At 64.1% G+C, this 18684-nt stretch carries 16 protein-coding genes; 11 read left to right on the top strand and 5 right to left on the bottom strand.

Annotated elements, in window-relative coordinates; genetic code table 11:
* The first annotated feature begins 29 nt into the window (after positions 1 to 29).
* The 3 genes from fabF to ABWK72_RS10015 all read left to right on the top strand — a co-directional run bounded on the left by fabF (position 30) and on the right by ABWK72_RS10015 (position 7674).
* Positions 30 to 1277 (top strand): beta-ketoacyl-ACP synthase II, encoded by a 1248-nt coding sequence (gene fabF, locus ABWK72_RS10025; protein WP_367874650.1) that lies wholly within the window; start codon positions 30 to 32, stop codon positions 1275 to 1277.
* 11 nt (positions 1278 to 1288) lie between these two features.
* Positions 1289 to 1678, top strand: coding sequence for an acyl-CoA thioesterase (locus ABWK72_RS10020; protein ID WP_367874649.1), 390 nt, complete (start codon positions 1289 to 1291; stop codon positions 1676 to 1678).
* Between the two features lie 176 nt (positions 1679 to 1854).
* Complete coding sequence (locus ABWK72_RS10015; RefSeq protein WP_367874648.1) at positions 1855 to 7674, top strand: Ig-like domain-containing protein; 5820 nt, start codon at positions 1855 to 1857, stop codon at positions 7672 to 7674.
* A 183-nt stretch (positions 7675 to 7857) separates the two neighbouring features.
* On the opposite strand, the gene ABWK72_RS10010 is transcribed toward ABWK72_RS10015, so the two are convergent.
* On the bottom strand, positions 7858 to 8448 hold the full coding sequence (locus ABWK72_RS10010; protein ID WP_367875330.1) for a transposase: 591 nt from the start codon (positions 8446 to 8448) through the stop codon (positions 7858 to 7860).
* A gap of 225 nt (positions 8449 to 8673) precedes the next feature.
* Positions 8674 to 8937, bottom strand: coding sequence for a 30S ribosomal protein S21 (rpsU, locus tag ABWK72_RS10005; RefSeq protein ID WP_367874647.1), 264 nt, complete (start codon positions 8935 to 8937; stop codon positions 8674 to 8676).
* A gap of 227 nt (positions 8938 to 9164) precedes the next feature.
* Between rpsU and ABWK72_RS10000 the strand changes: the two genes are divergently transcribed.
* The 8 genes from ABWK72_RS10000 to ABWK72_RS09965 all read left to right on the top strand — a co-directional run bounded on the left by ABWK72_RS10000 (position 9165) and on the right by ABWK72_RS09965 (position 15205).
* Complete coding sequence (locus ABWK72_RS10000) at positions 9165 to 9638, top strand: peroxiredoxin (protein ID WP_367874646.1); 474 nt, start codon at positions 9165 to 9167, stop codon at positions 9636 to 9638.
* Positions 9639 to 9844: 206 nt separating this feature from the next.
* A complete protein-coding gene (locus tag ABWK72_RS09995; protein WP_367874645.1) occupies positions 9845 to 10279 on the top strand; it encodes a hypothetical protein in 435 nt (144 codons plus the stop codon).
* Between the two features lie 9 nt (positions 10280 to 10288).
* Positions 10289 to 10888 carry a recombination mediator RecR gene (recR, locus tag ABWK72_RS09990; RefSeq protein ID WP_367874644.1) on the top strand — a complete coding sequence of 200 codons (600 nt, stop codon included), beginning with the start codon at positions 10289 to 10291 and terminating at the stop codon, positions 10886 to 10888.
* A 14-nt stretch (positions 10889 to 10902) separates the two neighbouring features.
* Positions 10903 to 11481: a hypothetical protein gene (locus ABWK72_RS09985; RefSeq protein WP_367874643.1), complete on the top strand. Its 579-nt coding sequence runs from the start codon at positions 10903 to 10905 to the stop codon at positions 11479 to 11481.
* Positions 11482 to 11522: 41 nt separating this feature from the next.
* A complete protein-coding gene (locus ABWK72_RS09980; RefSeq protein ID WP_367874642.1) occupies positions 11523 to 12413 on the top strand; it encodes a class I SAM-dependent methyltransferase in 891 nt (296 codons plus the stop codon).
* Between the two features lie 335 nt (positions 12414 to 12748).
* Positions 12749 to 13762, top strand: coding sequence for a lipoyl synthase (gene lipA, locus ABWK72_RS09975; protein ID WP_367874641.1), 1014 nt, complete (start codon positions 12749 to 12751; stop codon positions 13760 to 13762).
* A gap of 82 nt (positions 13763 to 13844) precedes the next feature.
* A complete protein-coding gene (locus ABWK72_RS09970; RefSeq protein WP_367874640.1) occupies positions 13845 to 14297 on the top strand; it encodes a hypothetical protein in 453 nt (150 codons plus the stop codon).
* A 116-nt stretch (positions 14298 to 14413) separates the two neighbouring features.
* Positions 14414 to 15205, top strand: a complete 792-nt coding sequence (locus ABWK72_RS09965) for a hypothetical protein (protein WP_367874639.1) — start codon at positions 14414 to 14416, stop codon at positions 15203 to 15205.
* A gap of 16 nt (positions 15206 to 15221) precedes the next feature.
* Here ABWK72_RS09965 and murA read toward each other — a convergent pair whose 3' ends face one another.
* The 3 genes from murA to ABWK72_RS09950 all read right to left on the bottom strand — a co-directional run bounded on the left by murA (position 15222) and on the right by ABWK72_RS09950 (position 18668).
* The gene (gene murA / locus ABWK72_RS09960) at positions 15222 to 16490 is read right to left on the bottom strand and encodes a UDP-N-acetylglucosamine 1-carboxyvinyltransferase (RefSeq protein ID WP_367874638.1); all 1269 of its coding nucleotides are present in this window, start codon (positions 16488 to 16490) and stop codon (positions 15222 to 15224) included.
* Positions 16491 to 16517: 27 nt separating this feature from the next.
* Positions 16518 to 17360, bottom strand: a complete 843-nt coding sequence (gene prmC, locus ABWK72_RS09955; protein WP_367874637.1) for a peptide chain release factor N(5)-glutamine methyltransferase — start codon at positions 17358 to 17360, stop codon at positions 16518 to 16520.
* A gap of 174 nt (positions 17361 to 17534) precedes the next feature.
* Positions 17535 to 18668 (bottom strand): M20 family metallopeptidase, encoded by a 1134-nt coding sequence (locus tag ABWK72_RS09950; RefSeq protein ID WP_367874636.1) that lies wholly within the window; start codon positions 18666 to 18668, stop codon positions 17535 to 17537.
* Between the last annotated feature and the right edge of the window lie 16 nt (positions 18669 to 18684).

The raw sequence follows: 18684 nt of genomic DNA, 5'->3' as shown, positions 1-18684 counted from the left end.
AACTTCCCGCCACGCCCCATTCACATCCAATGAGCGAAAGAAGAGTCGTCATCACCGGCATCGGTTGCATCAGTCCCCTTGGCAATGATCTCAAGACCACTTGGGACGGCATGAAGGAGGGCCGTAGCGGGATCAAAACGATCACCCTGCTCGATCCGGCACCCTACGAGTGCAAGATCGCCGGGGAGGTGAAGGATTTCTTGCCGGATCCGTATTTCCGGGTGCCGAAGGATTCGCGCCGTTCCGACCGCTACGTCCAATTCGCCGTGGCCGCCGCGAAGATGGCGATGGAGGACAGCGGCGTGGATGTCGAAACGGTGGATCGCCGCCGTTTCGGCGTGATGGTCGGCAGCGGCATCGGCGGCCTGGGCACGCTGGAGCGCGAGCACGAGGTCTTGCTGACCAAGGGACCGAAGCGCGTCTCGCCCTTCACGATCCCGATGATGATTTCCAACATCGCGAGCGGGATCATTTCCATGGAGCACGGCCTCTACGGCCCGAACATGGCGATCGTGACCGCTTGCGCGACCTCGAACCACAATATCGGCGAGGCCTGGCGCATGATCAAATTCGGCGATGCCGATGCCTTCCTGGCGGGCGGTGCCGAATCGACGATCCTGCCGATGGGTCTTGCGGGCTTCGCCAACATGAGGGCGCTGAGCACCCGCAACGACGAACCGGAAAAGGCATCGCGTCCCTTCGACAAGGGTCGCGACGGCTTCGTGATGGGTGAAGGCGCGGGCGTGGTGATGATCGAAGAACTCGAACACGCCAAGAAGCGCGGCGCGAAGATTTACGCGGAGCTCGTGGGCTACGGTGTGAGCGCGGATGCCTACCATCTCAGCGCCCCCTCGCCCGATGGCTCCGGCCCGGCCTACGCGATCGCCATGGCGCTGAAGCACGCGAAGCTGAATCCGGAAGACGTGGACTATTTGAATGCCCATGCGACCTCGACCGGCCTCGGCGACGTCGCGGAGACCAAGGCGATCAAGCTGGCCTTCGGCGACTACGCGACCAATGGCCTCATGGTCAGCTCGACCAAGTCGATGACCGGGCACATGCTCGGTGCCGCCGGCGGGATCGAACTGGTCGCGAGCGTGATGTCGATCGTGGACGGCGTGGTGCCGCCGACGATCAACATCGAGGAGCAAGACCCCGAGTGCGATCTCGATGTAGTGCCGAACACCGCGCGTGAAGCGAAGGTGGAGGTGTCCCTGAGCAACAGCTTCGGCTTCGGCGGGCACAATGCCTCGCTGCTGGTGAAGCGTTACGTGTAAGCCGATCGATCATGGAAGCGCCCTGCCACGTTCATGCCGCGCAGGTCAGCTTCGCGGATACCGATTGCAGCGGCTGGATTCATTTCCCGAAGGTCTTCCGCCATGTGGAAGAAGCGGAGCATGCCTACCTGCAGCAGCAGGGGATCGTGATCATCGACCGCGAGCTCGGCGGTTGGCCGCGGGTGCATGTCTCCTGCGACTACAAACGGCCTCTGCGGTTTGGGGACAGGATCGAGGTGCAGCTCGGGATCGAGAAGATCGGCGCGGCTTCGGTGAACTGGATCTTCGAGGTATTGAAGGATGGCGATGTCTGCGCTTTCGGCAAAATGACGACGGTGCGGGTGGATCACGGAGGCAAGCCGCTGGTGATCGATGATGAGACGCGGGGGAAGCTGATGTAGGGAGTTCCGCCCTTAGCGCGCTGGAGCACTTGTATTTTAACGCAGTCCGAGAGGCTGGCTCTTTTTGCCGGAGGGGGGAGCAGCGCCGACTTTACAGGCGGCGGCGGACTTGTTAGCTGCATGGTCCAATCGGGAGCTGTGAAGCCGCGATTCTCCTCACTCTGCGCAGTCTTTCGATGAAAACACCCTCCCCGGCCGCCTGCGGCCTTATCGCCGCAGTCTTGTGCTGCGCCGCCACCACGCTCCACGCCGCACCCATCGTCGGGGCGACGCTGGATGATAATACCCCGACGGCCACCCAGAGAGCCCGCGGCGGAACCATCGATTACACCGCCATCATCTCGAACACCGGGGATGCGGGTGCCACCGGCGTCTCCTTCACCAACGCCACTCCGGCGAACACCACCGATGTGGCGGGCTCGCTGCGGGTCTCGCCGGTCGCGGCGGATGACGCGTATATCACCGCCGGAAACACCCGGCGGGTGGTAAATGCGGCCAATGGCCTGCTGGCGAATGACTACGATCCCGATGACCCGGGCGCGGTGAAGGGCGTGGCCCTGGTGGTGAAGACCGGCAGCGTCTCGCGGGTCAGCGGCACGGCCACCGGTGGCACGCTGACGGTGGCGGCGGATGGCTCCTTCACCTACACGCCGGGGCTCGGCCAAGTCGGCACGGAGCGCTGGCAATACACCATCACGGATGCCCAAGCGCAGGATAGCGCGACGGTTGGTTATGCCGATTTCAGCATGAGCAGGTGCGTCTGGTACGTGCGCAACCTCGCGAGCAGCGGCAACGGTCGCAGCCATGCTCCCTTCAATACCCTCGCCGCCGCCTCCGCTGCGGCCAACGCCGCCACCGACATCATCTATGTCTTCTCGGATTCCGGCGCGAATGCGAAGCTCGATGGCAATATCGTCCTCGATGCTGGCCAGCAGCTCCTCGGACAGGCGGTGGCACTGGTGGTCGATGGCACCACTCTCTTCGCCGCCAGCACGGCACCAACGCTGCTCAACACCGCGGCCGCACCGAATGGCAATGTGGTGACCCTCGCCTCTAACAACACAGTGCGCGGCCTGATCCTCGGCAACCATCCGAACGGAAGTGGCATTATCGGTGCGAACGTCGGCACGCTCACGATCAACAGCACCACCATCAACGGCACGGGCAAGATCGTCGATCTCACCGGGACAGCGGGCAATAGCGCCGCCGTTACCCTGGACAACGCCACTACCACCAGCAGCGGCAGCGAGGGTATCCGGCTCGTGGGCATCAACGGCAGCGTCGCCGTGACCGCGGGTGCGATCAGCGGCGCGGCGGGGGCCGACGTCTTGATCAGTGGCGGCAATGCCAGCTTCACCTTTCCCGGGGCGATCACGAACACTTTGGGACGTTCGATCGACATTCAGAACAAGACCGGCGGCACTGTCGCCTTCAGCGGAGCGATCAACGACACGGGGTCCGGCCTGTACATGAAGTCGAACGCCGCCACGACGACCCATTTCACCGGCAGCATCACCGCCAGCACCGGTGCGAATCCGGCCTTCACCGCAATGTCCAGCAGCTCGATCAGCGTGACGGGTTCGGCCAACACCCTGACCACCACGACGGAGACGGCTCTGTACGTGGAGAGTATCAGCATTGCCCCGGCGGGCCTGACCTTCCGCAGCATTTCTGCGAACGGCGGGCAAGGCATCTACATGAGCAACACCGGCACCAACGCCGGGCTCACGGTAACCGGAACGGGAACCCCCGGCAGCGGCGGCACGATCCAGAATACCATCGGCGATGGGATTTTATTGAACCTCACGAAGGGCATCTCGCTGGACCGGATGAACATTCAGAACGGCGGCGGGCCCGGGATCAGAGGCTCGATCGTAACGAACTTCACACTCAAGAACTCCAACGTCACCGGCAACGGCTTTAGCGGAATCGACCTTTCTTCCCTTTGGGGAACCGTGGAAATCTCCGGTTGTACTATCAGCGGATCTGCCCAGGAAAATCTCATCATCTCCAACACGGACGGAACGATTGATTCCCTCAACGTCAAGAACACCACCTTCGATCACCCGACGATTGGCACCAGCGGAAATAGAAACGGCCTCGTCATCGGCCTGCAAGGCACGGCGGTACTGACGACCGCCTCCGTAAGCGGATGCACCTTCCGCAACCACATTTCCGTCGGGATGCGGGTGAGCACCGTGGGCAGCTCCCGCATTGGTCTCGACAATGCGACGAGTGCTTTGACGGTGGGCCTGGTGGTGTCCGGATGCACCTTCGACGACAACAGCGTGGGCCTCCAATGCCAGATGGCCAATACCTCCGACATGACCTTGGACATCCAAGGCAACACGGTGATCAACGATAGCCGGCGCTCGACCTCCGGGATCAATACGACGGGCAATGCGATCCACGTATCAAGCAGTACCACGCAAGCAGGTTCGACCTTGAACGCCCGCATCGATAACAACATCATCGGGAGTTCGAGCCTTGCCGGTTCGGGGTCGACCGATGCATCGGGCATCTTCCTGGGAGTGGCGGGGCTCACGGATGCCACGGTGCTGATCCAGAACAATACCATCCGCGAGACGCCGGTGAGCTACGGCATGCGTCTCGATTTCCTCGGCCCCGCCGACGACCTTGGCACGGTGCCGGTGAGCGACGTCACGGTGATCAACAATGACGTCAACCACGTCAATCTCACCTTCGACCCGCCCCTTTCGAATTCCCCCAAGCCTGCGATCTACCTCAATGGCGGCAACCAAGGCTCCACCACCGTCGCGGCAGGAGCGCCCACGGTCCGGGCCAGTGTCAGCGGCAACACGGTGCCAGCAGGAGTGGCCTTCGGCGTTACCGGCGGCTACCTCGAACTCAACGAAAGCGTTGCGCCGCCTCTGGGGATTCTTCAATTGGTGGACGCCTCCCCGGTGAGTGCCACGGCCACGGCGGAACTGCAAAGCCACAACACGGGCAGCTCCGCGGCGACGGCGGGCGTCACGCTCATCGCGGGGCCGATTACAACGCCTCCGGACCTGACCCCGCTGCCGCTGCTCTTCGCGCCGGGCGGAGTGGATCAGGCAGCCGTTCAAGAGACGGCTCCTGCGGAATCCACGCCGGAGCTGTTCCGTGAATCCAACACCACGTCCACGACTCCGGCCCGTCCCGACATCCTCACTTCCGCCCAACTCGACGCGACGGTCGCCGCCGCGCTCGCCCGCTGGGAGAAATCCCGCCTGAGCGAAGCCCAGATGGCCGCCCTGCTCGGCGTGCAATTCGAAGTCGCCGATCTGCCCGGCCAGTATCTGGGCGAGGCCGCCGGTCTCCGCTTGCGGGTGGACTGCGATGCGGGCGGCAATGGTTGGTTCATCGATGCGACGCCGCTGGAGGACACCGAGTTTGCTGCCAGCGATAGCACGCGCCGTTACAGCCTGCCCACGGGTGAACCTGCCGGGCGGATCGATTTGCTGACCACGATCCTGCACGAGCAGGGGCATGCGCTGGGGCTGGAAGATCGCTATGCCGCCGCAGACCGCGACAGCGTGATGTTCGGCTACCTGACCACCGGCGAGCGCCGGCTCCCGGCTGCTGGCCAAGCCACCGGCACGTCGCCCCATCATTGCGGCGCGAGCCACTTCCTCTCCGGCCCGGTGGCCATCGGCACCCTGCCCCCGGGCAAGAGCGTGCGCGTGACCTACTCGGTGACCATCGCCAATACGCTGGTCCCGGCCAACACCGTCACCATCGTCAACAGCGGCACCGTCACCGCCGCGGGCGGCATCTCCACCGTGACCGATGATCCGGGGATAGGCGGCTCGCAAAGCACCGTGACCAAGGTGGCCGTGGCGCCGATCCTGAGCTCCGTGCCGAAAGGATTTTTTGAAGACACTACGGTGACCTTCACCGCCGGGGATTTCAGCAGCCACTTCATCGATCCGAATGGCGACACGCTGGCGAGCGTGAAGATCATCTCGCTGCCCGCGAATGGCACGCTCAAGGTCGGCGCGGGCAATGCGAGCGCCGGACAAGTCATTCCCGCCGCCAGCTTGGACACGATTAGCTTCGTCCCCGCGGCGGACTTCGTCGGCACGACGGGCTTTTCCTGGAATGCTTCCGACGGCACGCTGTTCTCCGAAAACGCGGCGGCGGTGGACATCGGCATCGGGGCCGTGAACGACCGGCCGAGCGTGATCGCCAGCGATGTCACGGTGGGCGAAGATTCCGGCCCGCAGTCGTTTCCGGGGTGGGCCAGCTTCAACCCCGGCGGCGGCCCCGATGAAGCGGGCCAGACGCCGACCTACACCTGGGGGAACTACGGCCGGCCGGACCAGTTTTCCGTACTACCTGCGGTGGCACCCGATGGCACGCTGACCTTCACACTGACCCCAGACGCCACCGCCGGCTCGACATTCCAAGTGTGGGTGGATGATGGCGCTGGCATCGACTCGCAATCCGTGGTGGCAATCTTCACCATCGCGGTCAACAAGGTTAACGACAAGCCGACCTTCACCGTCCGCAGCTTGGATCCGATTTTCGAAGGTGCTGGAGCGCAGACGGCCCCGGTCCTGATCGATAGCGTGCACTTCGGTGGTGACGTCTACGAATGGGGGGAACAGGCCGTGCTCGCCTGCCCGGTGAGCAACGTGAGCAATCCGGCCTTCTTCACCGCCGGGCCTGCGGTGGATGCCAATGGCTGGCTCACCTACACCCCCACTACCGACGCGTCTGGCAGCGTGACCTTCGACGTGCGCGTGCAAGACAACGGCGGTACCGTGAATGGCGGCGTCGATACGTCGGACCCGAAGACCGTCACCATCACGATCAATGGGATCAACGACAAGCCGGGCTTCACCGCCAGCAATCCGCCCGCGGTGAACGAGGATGCCGGGGCGCAGTCGATCGCGGCTTGGGCGAGCTTTAACTCCGGCGGCGGCAGCTTTGAAGCCAGCCAGACGGCCACTTACGCGGTAAGCAACGTGAGCAACACGGCGCTGTTCGCATCGGCGCCCACGGTTGCGGCGGATGGCACGCTGACCTACACGCCCGTGGCCGATGCGAATGGCAGCTCGACCTTCGAGGTGCGCGTGCAAGACAGCGGCGGTACCCTGTACGGCGGCATCGATCTCTCCGATCCGCAGACCTTCACGATCACGATCAACGCGGTGAACGACAAGCCGACCTTCACCGCCACCAGTCCGACTGCGGTGAATGAAGACTTCGGCGCGCGAGCCGTTGCGGGTTGGGCCAGCGGCTTCAATCGCGGAGCCACGAACGAGTCGGCCCAGACGCTGCTGGCCTACACGGTGAGCAACGTGAGCAACACGGCGCTGTTCTCCGCCGGCCCTGCGGTCTCGGTCAATGGCACGCTGACCTACACGCCCGCGGCCAATGCGAATGGCAGCTCGACCTTCCAAGTGCGCGTGAAGGACAGCGGGGGCACCGCGAACGGCGGCATCGATCTCTCGGATGCGCAGACTTTCACCATTATGGTCAACCCGGTGAACGACCTCCCGGGGATCACAGGCCAAGCGGCAATCGCGCTGGCCTTCAACACGCAGCGGACGATCGGCTTTAGCGACCTGACCGTGACCGATTCGGATAACCCGTATCCGACGGGCTTCACGCTGACGGTTTCGGGCGGCGCGAATTACACGCTCGCCGGGAACACGATCACCCCGGCTCCCGGCTTCACCGGCACTTTGAGCGTGCCGGTGAAGGTCAATGATGGCACTTCCAACAGCAACACCTTCAACCTGGTGGTGACGGTAAATCCCGATCCGGAAATCCCGCGGAAGAGCGGTGTCATCACCCCCGAGCCGGGCGGTGGCTGGCGGGTCAGCTTCATCGGCGATCCAAGCGTGACTTACACGATCCAGTACTCCGCGGAGCTGATCGAATGGCAGTTTCTCGGCACCGCCACTGCCGATGCGAGCGGTCACTACAGCATCGTGGACCATCCGCCGGCTAGTGCTCCGAGTCGCTTCTACCGTTCAACGCCCTAATGGTCCCTCATCGCCGGACCCACCTCGGTGCTCTACCGCTGGGGGCGCGGGCCACCGGGCCGCAGAACGGTTCCCGCCGGTTCGCCTGCCACAAAGCTCCGAACCAACGGAAAAAAGCCACACCGATTCCAATCTTGGCGCTTCCCCAGTCGCGATGGCTCGCGCTCTGCGCGGGGCCTTTGCCTAACCACTTTGCTGTCCTTCACTCAATCTCGCGGCGCTTCCCCATGGCCAATCCTCTGCTCTCGCACACAGTCCCGCCTTCACGGGATTGAGGCGGATGTAGGATCTTGCCAAGTGCAGGTGGGCTTCATCGCGAATGTAGCGGTCGTGGTAGTCTTCCTCCCAAATCGATCCCTTTCGGCCCATCGATTGGTTGATGATCTTCGCACTGTAGGTCTTCCAGCACCGGACGATCTCGCCCAAGCTCATTCCCTCCACCGCCGCGATCAAGACGTGGACGTGATTCGGCATCACACACCAGTCCAACAGGCGGTATCGCGAGCCGTCAGCGTAGAAAAGACAACTTTCAACCGCCTCGGCATGCTGCGGAACCTTGAGCAGGCATTCGCCGTATCCGGCGTCTTCGTAGCGGGCGATTCGCTTTTTCAATTCTCCCGCTGCTTCCGCTGCGGGAGCTAGCAGGAGCTCGCGCCGCCAGCGCTCGACCACCTTTTTCGGGACGGAGTCGCGGAGCCGGAAGGTAAGTGCTTGAAGCTCGCCGGGAGCATCAAGATGGGGGAGGTAGCCGCGGGAATGCCAGCCTTTGTGCATTTTCACGAGTAGGCATACTCGAATGGACGAAGGCAACGACGTCTTGGCGATGCGGGCCTTTGAAGTGAGGCGTGCCAGGAGGGACCGTTCAGCGGCCCGGTGGCCCGCGCCCCCAGCGGTTGAACTGGGGGTGAAGACGGCGGTGGAAGCCGCCTCGCCGCCAAACAAAAACGGACGCCTTGCGGGCGTCCGTCTCGACTTTTGGGGAAAACAGGGAAAGTGGCTTCAGGCGTTCGCGGCGGCAGCGGCGGCGGCTTCTTCTGCCTTGGCGGCTTGGGCGGGGCTGGTGTAGCGCCAGCGCACCTTGTGGCGCTTCGGTGCCGTGCGAGCCTTGCGGATCTTGCGTGCGGCGGGGGATTCAAATGCGCGACGGCGGCGCATTTCTTCGAGGATGCCCTCGGTATCGAGTTTCGTCTTGAGGCGTTTCAGGGCGCGATCCACTGGTTCGCCCTTTTTCACCGTTACTCCGCGCATGCTACGTTCGCTCATTCGATTCAGATCGTGTTTTCCTAAAAGTCGGGGCGCGGAGGCTGGTTCCGGGGCTGGCGCTTGTCAATCCGGGAGTTGGCGATTTTTGCCGGATTCGCTAGGGCTCACCGGAATGACGAATTCCGAATTTCCGAATGTCGAATGGCTTGTGATGAAGAAGGGGATTCCCGGCAAATCCCTCCACACTTCATTCGACATTCGGGAATTCTGCATTCGTCATGATCCCCATGAAGCCGCAAATTGGAGAGCTCGCCCCGGATTTCACGGCACCCGTGGTCGGCGCTGATTGCGCCGAGGGTGCCACGATCTCGCTGGCAGACCTGCGGGGGGAGCGGGTGGTGCTGGTCTTTTACCCGAAGGACGACACCCCGGGCTGCACGGTGCAGGCCTGCGCGCTGCGCGATGGCTGGAGCGAATTGGGCGGGAAAGCGCGGGTTTTCGGAGTGAGCGTGGATCCGGTGAAAAGTCACAAGAAGTTCATTTCCAAGCACGAGTTGCCTTTTCCTCTGATTGCGGATGAGGACAGGCGGATCGTGGAAGCCTACGGGGTCTGGGTGGAGAAGTCGATGTATGGGAAAAAATACATGGGTACCGAGCGCAGCACCTTCGTGATCGGGAGAGACGGGCGGATCGAGGCGGTGCTGGAGAAGGTGAAGCCGGAGGAGCATTTGGAGAAGCTGGCGGCGGCGCTGGGCGACTGACGGCAAATGACGAGTGGCAAATGACGAATTCCGAATTCCCGAATGACGAATGGCGTGTGGGGAAGAGAGAGGGGGCTGATCCGGTGCCTTTTCATCTCCCTGCACAAATCATTCGTCATTCGGGAATTCGGAATTCGTCATTCCCCGCGTTCCCGCCTTCCTTGTTGAGCTTTCCATCCGGTATCCGCTATTCTCCGCCCACGCGCATGGCGAATCCCGCTCAGAAACCTGCCAATCACTCCGGAGCCGCCGTGCTGGCGATCGGGGGAATGTCGCTCGTGCTGGCGGTGGCGGTGCAGCTGATGGGCTTTACCCGCCGCCTCGATGCGACGCTGGCGGGCTGGATGGCGGGCACCGGGCTGGAGGGCCAGTCCCGCGAACTGCCAGCGATGTGGCCGTGGGCCTGGACCGTGCTGCTGGTCTTTGGCCTGGCAGCGGGAATGCTCGCTGCGCGGCGGGATTGGCGGCGGACGGTGCTATGGATTTCAGTGCTGGTGCTGACCTTGGGCTGGGTGCCGGTGCTGGCGCTGGCGGCTTATAAGCCCTCGGTGACCATGCCGCTCGTGGCCCTGCTATGGTGCGGGCTGTGGACGATGATTTACGCGAAGCGCCACCAGCAACCGGGGGAGGCGGCCGAGTAAGCGGAATCCATGGCGCGGATCGATTACCCGGAAGCGGTGGGCAAGCTGGTGGAGGAACTCCGCCGCCTGCCTGGCGTCGGGCCGCGCAGTGCCGAGCGGATGGCGATCTGGCTCCTGCAAAGCGCCCGGGCGGACCCGCTGGCGCTCGCCAAGGCGCTGGAGCGGGCGAAGGCGGAGGTGGTGGCTTGCTCGGTTTGCGGGTTTTTCGCGACCGCCGAGCGCTGCGCGATTTGTGCCGATCCCTCGCGGGAGCCGGTGATCTGCGTGGTGGAGCAGGCGACCGATGTGCTGCCGCTGGAGCGATCCGGCGCTTTCAAGGGCCGCTACCATTGCCTGGGCGGGAAGCTCTCGCCGCTGGACAATGTGACACCGGAGGACCTGCGGATCGGCTCGCTGCTGCGGCGGATCGAAGCGGAAGGGGTGCCGGAGGTGATTCTGGCCCCAGGCTCGGATGTGGAAGGGGAGGCCACGGCGAATTACCTGGCGGGGATACTGCGCGGGAAGTGCCAGATCACGCGGATCGCCCAGGGCTTGCCGGCCGGTGGTGGTCTGGAGCATGCGGATGCGCTGACGCTGGCGCGGGCGCTTGAGGGAAGGAGGGGCCTGTGAGAGCGTGGCTGCCGATGAAAAAGCTTCTCGTCCTGTGCCTGCCGCTCTTCGCCCTGACTTCTTGCTCGCTGATGTTCGAAGCGGCGACGATCACGCGGAACCGCGCGCGGGAGGTGGCTCCCGGAGAGTCGATCGCGGGCGAGGGCTTCTTCGTGCAGGTCCCTGAGGAGGGGCTCTATGCCGAGCGGGACGATCCGGCGAAGGGCGGGGTGTGCTTCCGGCCTGTGGACACATGGCGGGATGGATTGGTTTATTCGGTGTCGCCCTTCCGCTCGACCACCGCTCGGACCCCGGAGGAGGCCTTGGATGAATGGTACCGCAGGCCGGCTCTGCGGGGGCGGCAGTTCCAGACGAGCGGGAGCTCGCCAGCGAGCTTCGCAGGGTTGAAAGGCACGCAGGCGATCGTGACCATACCGATGGACGAGCGGGGCGGGCTGATCGGGGCGACAATGGTCCTGCGGCGCGGCAACGACTTCCTGATCCTAACCCGCGGCGATCTGTACCACAGCGCGGAAGACGCCCCGCGGGCAAAGGCCCGCTGCAAGACCGGACTGCGGGACCTGATGCAACGCACGAAGCTGACGAGCCGCTAGCGGGCTCCTCGATTTTTCTCTCTTACCCTTTCATTGTCCGGATGCCTCAGCCGCCACGCAAACGCCCGAATTTCCAAGCGAAGAAGACCTGGAAACATAGCGCCCCACGGCCTGTGGGAGATGGCGGCGGCTACTCTGCGCCGAAGCGTCCGGCGGCCTCGCGCCGCGAGGGTCCGGAGCAAGGCTGGGATCAGGTCGCCGGGTGGTATGACAAGCTGGTGGGAGACCGCGGCTCGGACTACCACCGGAATGTCATCCTTCCCACGGCGATGCGCTTGCTGGCACCGGCGGCGGGGGAAAAAGTCCTCGATCTCTGTTGTGGCCAAGGGGTGCTGATCCCGCTGCTGCTGGAGGCGAAGGTCGCGGCAGTCACGGCGGTGGATGCGAGTCCGCGGCTGATCGAGTCCGCCAAACGTCGCTTCGAGGGTGAGAAAAAGGTCCATCTCGTAGTGGCGGATGCCTGCGCGCCGGGACCTTGGGCGGACGGTTCGCACGACGCCGCCGCCTGCATCATGGCCGTGCACGATGTCCCCGATCTCCCGGCGATGGCCCGCCAGACTGCGGCGGCACTGAAGCCGGGTGGACGCTTCGTGGCGATTTTCATGCATCCCTGTTTCCGCATTCCGCAGCAATCGCACTGGGGCTGGGACGAGGGCCGGAAGCTGCAATTCCGCCGGGTGGACCGCTACGGGGTGCCGCAGGAGATTCCGATCCTGACCCACCCGGGGCAGGGAGGCGGGGATACCACGACCTTTTACCATCGCCCCGTCGGGGAAGTCCTCACCGCCTTCGGCCAAGCCGGCCTCGCCGTCACGGTCTGTGAGGAACTCTACAGCCACCGCAGATCCCAGCCGGGTCCGCGGGCGAAAGGGGAAAACCGCGCGGTGCAGGAGTTCCCGGTGTTCATGGCGATCCGGTGTGAGATGCGGTAAGGTGCTGGTTCGGCACCGAGGTTAGTGGAGGACTTGGATTCAACCGCGAAAAACGCGAAACTCCGCCAAATTTAAAGGCAGGAGCAGCCCAGCTCAGAGCGCAATGCCCCAGGGATTCCCTTCCGTGTATTCGGTGTATTCCGTGGTTCCCCGGCTTTTCAGATTTCGCGGAGTTTCGCGTTTTTCGCGGTTAATCAAATGCCCTGCCCAGCTCTACCGCCCGGGCCCAATCCCAAAGCGGATTTGTCCGGGATCAGCGTTCCCACGGCGGCTTCCGGTCCAAATCGGTCCCCGCCATTGACGGGGTTTCCGCATCCTTCTAGGTTCCGCGCGAAATGAGCGGCTGCCACGGACCCCAGATGAAGATGGATCCCGGCTTGCACCAGGACAAGAAGCCTTCCTGGATCAAGGTCCGGCTACCGAACAATCCGGTGTTCTGGTCGACCAAGTCCCTGATCACCGACCTCAAGCTGGTGACCGTCTGCGAGGAGGCCCAGTGCCCGAACCGCTGGGAATGCTGGGGCCAGGGCACGGCGACTTTCATGATCGCGGGCGAAAAGTGCACCCGTGCCTGCGGCTTCTGCGCGGTGAAAACCGCCAAGCCCGACGCTCTCGAAGCCGATGAACCGGTGCGCGTGGCCGAGGCGACGCGGCGGATGAAGCTGCGCCACGTGGTGATCACCGCCGTGGCGCGCGACGATCTCAAGGACGGCGGTGCCGAACATTTCCAGCAGACCATCGAAGCGGTGCGGGCAGTGAACCCGGGCATCGTGATCGAGGTGCTGGTCCCCGATTTCAACGACCGCGACTGGGCCTTGCAAATGGTCATGGACGCGCGCCCGCACATCTTCAACCACAACCTCGAAACCGTCGAGCGGCTGACCCCGCTGGTGCGATCGCGAGCGAAATACCACCGCAGCCTGGCGGTGCTGAAGAAGGCCAAGGCGATGGTCAACGCCAGGGTGGCGACCAAGAGCGGGATCATGCTCGGCCTCGGTGAGACCAAGGATGAGATCCTGCGGGCAATGGATGATTTGTTAGAAGCGGACGTGACCGTGCTGACCATGGGCCAGTACCTGCGGCCGACCCCGCGGCACTTGCCGGTGGTGGAATACGTCACGCCGGCGGCCTTCGACGAGCTGAAGCAGATCGCCTTGGACAAGGGCTTCCGCCACGTCGCCAGCGGGCCGCTGGTGCGCAGCTCGTATCACGCCGCGGACTTCCGGCCTGAGCTGGATATCATGGACGAGATCGACAAGATCGCGCCGATCCGCGGGCTGGACTTGCAGCCGGAAGATCTGCCGATTCCTGCGGCGCGCGCGGCGCTGGTGAGGGCCTCGGTGGCGTAGTTTGTTCATGAGGACGGCGGAGCAGGATGGGGCGGTGATGCTTGATTTTCCCGGCTGGGGCGGTTAATCCTGCGACTACCTTATGAATCTCTTCTTTGCCCTGCCTCTCGTCGTGTTGGCATCGCCGATGGTAGCCTTGGCTGAAGAGGAAGATGCAGCGACGATCGCGCCATCCTTGGGTGCCAAATTCGGGGTGATCATGGAGATCGAAGGGAGGGTGGTTGACGATCGGGACACGCGGCAGCGGTCCGATCTCGGGAAAACGCTGATCGAGGTTCACTACGTCGGGGAGAAGAAGCTTCCCACACCGGTGGTAATCGGTCTGGCGACCTTCACCTTTGCCGATGTGAAGATTCCTGAACGTGGTGCTTGGGTAAGATTCCGTGGCTATGAGTCCGGGGGGTTTACAGGCATTCCCAAGGCGGCATTTGCGGATCTTCCCAGCGTCGCCACAGCGGGTCACCGATTTGTTTGCGAGTTCCAGCTCACGAAGGCGCTTGATCCCAAACATGCGCCATCCAAGCCGAAGCAATAAGCAGCTCTTCGGGGAATTGGTTAGGACGGATGCCCCTGTGGATCAAGGGTGTTGACGTTGTATTTAGAAAATGTTAAGCGACTTCCGTTCCCCGGCTGCTCCCAGCCTTCCCGGCCATGAGAATCACCCCCCGTCTCGCCGTCATCACCTTCCTTGCTTCCGCCGGCCTCGCCGCGGGGCAAGTGATCAACATCGACTTCGACCACTCCGCGACGAACTCCGTCTATCAAGGGCTCGCGGCGGCTCCCGATCCCTCCGGTGCCACGGCCCGCTGGAACCGGATGACGGGAAGCGGACCTTCGACGATCCTCGGCTCGAACTTCGTCGATTCGGACGGGCAACTTACGGGCGTCGGACTGGAGTTGGAGATCGATGGCAGCTTTCTGAGTGCTCCGGGCGAGCAGGAGCTGGGCGCGGGAGGCATCTACGGCCCGCTGATGTCGGACTATGTCTTCCTATCCTCTCCATTGGCCACGCAGGTGGTGACCGGCCTCGGGACGATTACCGGCCTTGATCCCGGCAAGCTCTATGACGTCTTCCTCTACGGGCAGGGCGACAAGTTTTCCGAGATTCTCTACTCCGAAGGGCAGAACACGCTCTTCACGATCAACGGGATTTCCAAGCAGACCGCGTGGGACGGCACGCCCGGCGGGAACGGGCTGCTGGTCGAGGGACTTGAGTATGTGAAGTTCTCGGTGGCCGCGGATCTGGCAGGTGAGATCGGCTTTTCGTATGCGAACGTGGTGTCCGGACCGGGCGGCAATGTCGCGACCGATTTGGACGGGGCCAATTCGCGCTTCGCGGCGATCAACGGGATCCAGATCGTGGATGTGGCCGCAGTGCCGGAGCCGGCCTCGGCACTGTTGGGCGCGGCGGGCTTGTTGCTGCTGATGCGGCGGCGGAAGTAAGATTCCCCGGTTCGCTCTACTCCCGCACCCGCTCCACATGCGCGCCGAGGGCGAGCAGCTTCTCGTCGATGTGCTCGTAGCCGCGGTCGATGTGATAGAGGCGGCGGATCTCGGTGGAACCCTTCGCGGTGAGAGCGGCAAGGACCAGGGCGGCGGAAGCGCGGAGATCGCTGGCCATCACGGGCGCGGCGCTGAGTTGCTCGACGCCCTTGATCACGGCCTTGCCCTCGCTGACCTGGATGTCCGCACCCATCCGCTTGAGCTCGGCGCAGTGCATGAAGCGCTGCGGGAAGATGGTGTCCATCACGATGCTGGTGCCCGGCGTGGTGACAAAGAGCGCGGTCATCTGCGCCTGCATGTCCGTGGGGTAGCCGGGGTAGGGCTCGGTGACGATTTCCGCGGACATCGGGTTGTCGCCGCGGTGGACGGTGCAGGCGTCGCCGACATCATTGAAGTGGACCTGATGGCCGGCCTTGCGCAGAGCGGAAGTGATCGCGGTGAGGTGCTCGTGGCGGATGCGGCGCAGGGTCACGCCTTCACCGGCGAGCGCGGCGGCGGCCATGAAGGTGCCGGCCTCGATGCGGTCCGGGATGACGTTGTGGACGCAGCCCTTGAGCTTGGCCACGCCCTCGATGGTGATGACGGAAGTGCCGGCTCCGGTGATCTTGGCCCCCATCGCATTGAGGAAATCGGCGAGGTCGACGACCTCCGGTTCGCAGGCGGCGGAGGTGATGGTGGTGATGCCTTCCGCGAGGGTGGCGGCCATCATCACGTTGTCCGTGCCGAGCACGGTCGGGCCCGAGGGGCCGCAGAGATCGATGGTCGCGCCCCTAAGTCCGTTAGGCGCGGTGAGGGTGACATTGCCGGCATCGATCTCGGCCTTCGCGCCGAGCGCTTCGAGGCCGCGGATGTGGAGGTCCACCGGGCGGTCGCCGATGATGCAGCCGCCGGGCAGGGCGACCACACAGCGGCCCATGCGGGCGAGCAGCGGGCCCATCACGCAGACGGAGGCGCGCATGCGGCGCACGATTTCGTAGGGCGCAGTGTCGGAAATAGAGGCGGCGGTCACGCGCACGGTGCCGGAGAAGCGCTCCACATCGGCCCCCAGACCGGTGAGAATCTGAACCATGTAGTTGGTATCCGAGACGTCCGGGACGCGGCGGATCACGCAGTCTTCATCCGTCAGGAGCGTGGCGGCGAGGATCGGCAGCGAGGCATTCTTGGAGCCCGAGATGGTGATCGCGCCGTGGATCGGCGTGCCGCCGTGAACGATGAGTTTGTCCATTGAGAGGGTGGGAAAATGTAGGAAAGTCTAGGCGCGCCGTGCCACCGGAAAGCGGGCCACGCCCGAGAGATCCTGGAGTATGCGGACCTCGCCAAGCCCCGCGGCGCGCAGTAGCGATTCGCTTTCCGCAGCTTGGTGGATGCCGATCTCCAAGGCAAGCCATCCCCCCGGAGCCAGCCTGCGGGCGGCCTCCGGGACGAAACGGCGGATCAGGTCCATGCCGTCCGGTCCGCTGAAAAGCGCCAGATCCGGGTCGTGGGCCAGCTCGCGGGCGAGGGTCGGGCGGTCGCGCTCCGGGACGTAGGGGAGATTGGCGACGATCAGGTCGTAGCTCTCCTCGCCGAGGGCGGAGAAAAGGTCGCTTTCGACGAAGCTGGCATTCGTGACTTCCAGTTCCCGCCCGTTTTCACGGCTGAGGACGAGGGCCTCCGGGGAAATGTCGGCCAAAGTGACGCGGGCGGCGGGGATTTCCGCGGCGAGTGTCAGGCCGAGCACACCGCTGCCGCAGCCCATGTCGAGGATCCGCGGGCTGGAGGGAAGGGGGGCGTTCTTGAGGAGCCATTCGGCGAGTTCCTCGGTCTCCGGGCGGGGAATCAGGGCGCGGGCGTCGCACTTGAAATCGCGGCGGTGAAAGAGCACGGAGCCCAGCAGGTGCTGGATCGGGACGCCATCGCCGCGCCGTTTGAGGAGTTCGCGGAGCGGGACGAGATCTTTCTCCTCCATCTCCTGGTCGAAGCGCAGGTAGAGGTCCATGCGGGTGCAGGACAACTGGTGGGCGACGAGCATCTGCATGTTGCGCCGGGCGTCCTCGATGCCCTTTTTGGCGAGATAAGCGGTACCCTTGTCGAGGGTCTCGAGGACGGTGGTCATGCGGGGGAAAGACGAAAGACGGGAAGGGGCAAGACGCAAGGCTGGAGTGGAAAAGGTCTCCTTTGCAGGGCTCCGGTTTTTCCGGTTCTTCCGGTATATATACCTACCGGAAGGACCGGAAAAACTGCCCGGGTAGTCCGGAGATTCCGGAACCCCGTTCCGGACAAACCGGAATCACCGGAATTCGAGCGAGCGGACGAAATCCGCAAAGAAAGCGGCACCCTCCTCCAGAGCCGCGATTTCAATGAACTCGTCGCAAGTGTGCGCCTGCTCGATCGACCCGGGGCCCATGCAGACGGAGGGCAGGCCGGCGTTGGAGAGGTGCGCGGCATCCGAGAACCAGGGCGCGCCCACGGGCAGGCAAGCGGACCGCACTTCCCGGACCCGGGTGATCCACGGATGGCTTGCCGGCATCTCCATGGGCTGGTTTTCGTGCGGGTTCACGATCTCCAGCGGCAGCTTGAGGCGGGCGATTTCCGCGGTGAGCAGCGCGAGCGCACCGCCTGCATCCCGCAGGGCCGGGGTGATGCGGATGTCGATCTCGGCTTCGGCGAGGTCGGGGATGATATTCGGGCGCGAACCGCTGCGCAGGACGCCGACATTGATGGTCGAGCGACCGAGCACCGGGTGCGTGTAGGTGGCGAGCTTCGCGGCCATCTCGCGCTCCAGCACGTCGAGCGCGCGGGCGAGCTTCATCGCTGCATTGTCACCGCGCTCGGGCTGGGAGGAATGGCCGGCCTTGCCGGTGGCGCGCAGGGTGGCCCACAATGAGCCCTTGGTGGTGTAAACGATGTCGAGCGAAGTCGGTTCGCCGACGATCGCGAAGGAATAGTCGTGGCCGTGGTGCTTGGCGAAATCCTTCGACCCCCACTGGCCGGATTCCTCGCCCATGAAGGCCACGAAATCGATGGCGGTGGGGAGGTCCTTGAGAATGGCGGCATTCTCCTTCAGGCCCCAGAGCATCGCGGCCATCGGGCCCTTGGTGTCGGAGGCCCCGCGGCCCCAGAGGCGACCATCGCGGAGCTCCGCGGCGAAGGGATCGATGGTCATGGCCTCCACGCCCACGGTGTCGAGGTGAGGGCCGAGCAGGACCCGCGGGCGGCCATCGCGCGGGGCGAAGCGGGCGATGAGGTTCGGCCTGCCGGGTTTGATTTCCTCCAGCACCACCTCGGCCCCCAGTTCTTCCAGCCAGACCTTCAGCCACTCCGCGATCTCCGCTTCCCCGGTGCGGTCGGTCCCGGCCGGGTTGTCCGGATTCACCGATGGAATGCGGACGAGCTGCTGGAGAAGTTCGATGGGACCGGTCACGCGGGAATGAGAAGAT

The sequence above is a fragment of the Luteolibacter sp. Populi genome, from assembly GCF_040801775.1.
GTDB lineage: Bacteria > Verrucomicrobiota > Verrucomicrobiia > Verrucomicrobiales > Akkermansiaceae > Haloferula.
The sequence above is the reverse complement of the archived record's forward strand: the minus strand, read 5'-3'. Positions and strand labels throughout refer to the sequence as shown.

Excerpts from the sequence above, each read along its gene's own strand:
- ABWK72_RS09970 (WP_367874640.1), top strand. The coding sequence starts at position 13,845 with ATGAATCTCTTCTTTGCCCTGCCTCTCGTCGTGTTGGCATCGCCGATG.
- ABWK72_RS09980 (WP_367874642.1), top strand. The coding sequence starts at position 11,523 with ATGCCTCAGCCGCCACGCAAACGCCCGAATTTCCAAGCGAAGAAGACC.
- ABWK72_RS10010 (WP_367875330.1), bottom strand. The coding sequence starts at position 8,448 with ATGCACAAAGGCTGGCATTCCCGCGGCTACCTCCCCCATCTTGATGCT.
- lipA (WP_367874641.1), top strand. The coding sequence starts at position 12,749 with ATGAGCGGCTGCCACGGACCCCAGATGAAGATGGATCCCGGCTTGCAC.
- rpsU (WP_367874647.1), bottom strand. The coding sequence starts at position 8,937 with ATGAGCGAACGTAGCATGCGCGGAGTAACGGTGAAAAAGGGCGAACCA.
- ABWK72_RS09985 (WP_367874643.1), top strand. The coding sequence starts at position 10,903 with ATGAAAAAGCTTCTCGTCCTGTGCCTGCCGCTCTTCGCCCTGACTTCT.
- ABWK72_RS10000 (WP_367874646.1), top strand. The coding sequence starts at position 9,165 with ATGAAGCCGCAAATTGGAGAGCTCGCCCCGGATTTCACGGCACCCGTG.
- recR (WP_367874644.1), top strand. The coding sequence starts at position 10,289 with ATGGCGCGGATCGATTACCCGGAAGCGGTGGGCAAGCTGGTGGAGGAA.
- fabF (WP_367874650.1), top strand. The coding sequence starts at position 30 with ATGAGCGAAAGAAGAGTCGTCATCACCGGCATCGGTTGCATCAGTCCC.
- ABWK72_RS10020 (WP_367874649.1), top strand. The coding sequence starts at position 1,289 with ATGGAAGCGCCCTGCCACGTTCATGCCGCGCAGGTCAGCTTCGCGGAT.
- ABWK72_RS09995 (WP_367874645.1), top strand. The coding sequence starts at position 9,845 with ATGGCGAATCCCGCTCAGAAACCTGCCAATCACTCCGGAGCCGCCGTG.
- prmC (WP_367874637.1), bottom strand. The coding sequence starts at position 17,360 with ATGACCACCGTCCTCGAGACCCTCGACAAGGGTACCGCTTATCTCGCC.
- ABWK72_RS10015 (WP_367874648.1), top strand. The coding sequence starts at position 1,855 with ATGAAAACACCCTCCCCGGCCGCCTGCGGCCTTATCGCCGCAGTCTTG.
- murA (WP_367874638.1), bottom strand. The coding sequence starts at position 16,490 with ATGGACAAACTCATCGTTCACGGCGGCACGCCGATCCACGGCGCGATC.
- ABWK72_RS09965 (WP_367874639.1), top strand. The coding sequence starts at position 14,414 with ATGAGAATCACCCCCCGTCTCGCCGTCATCACCTTCCTTGCTTCCGCC.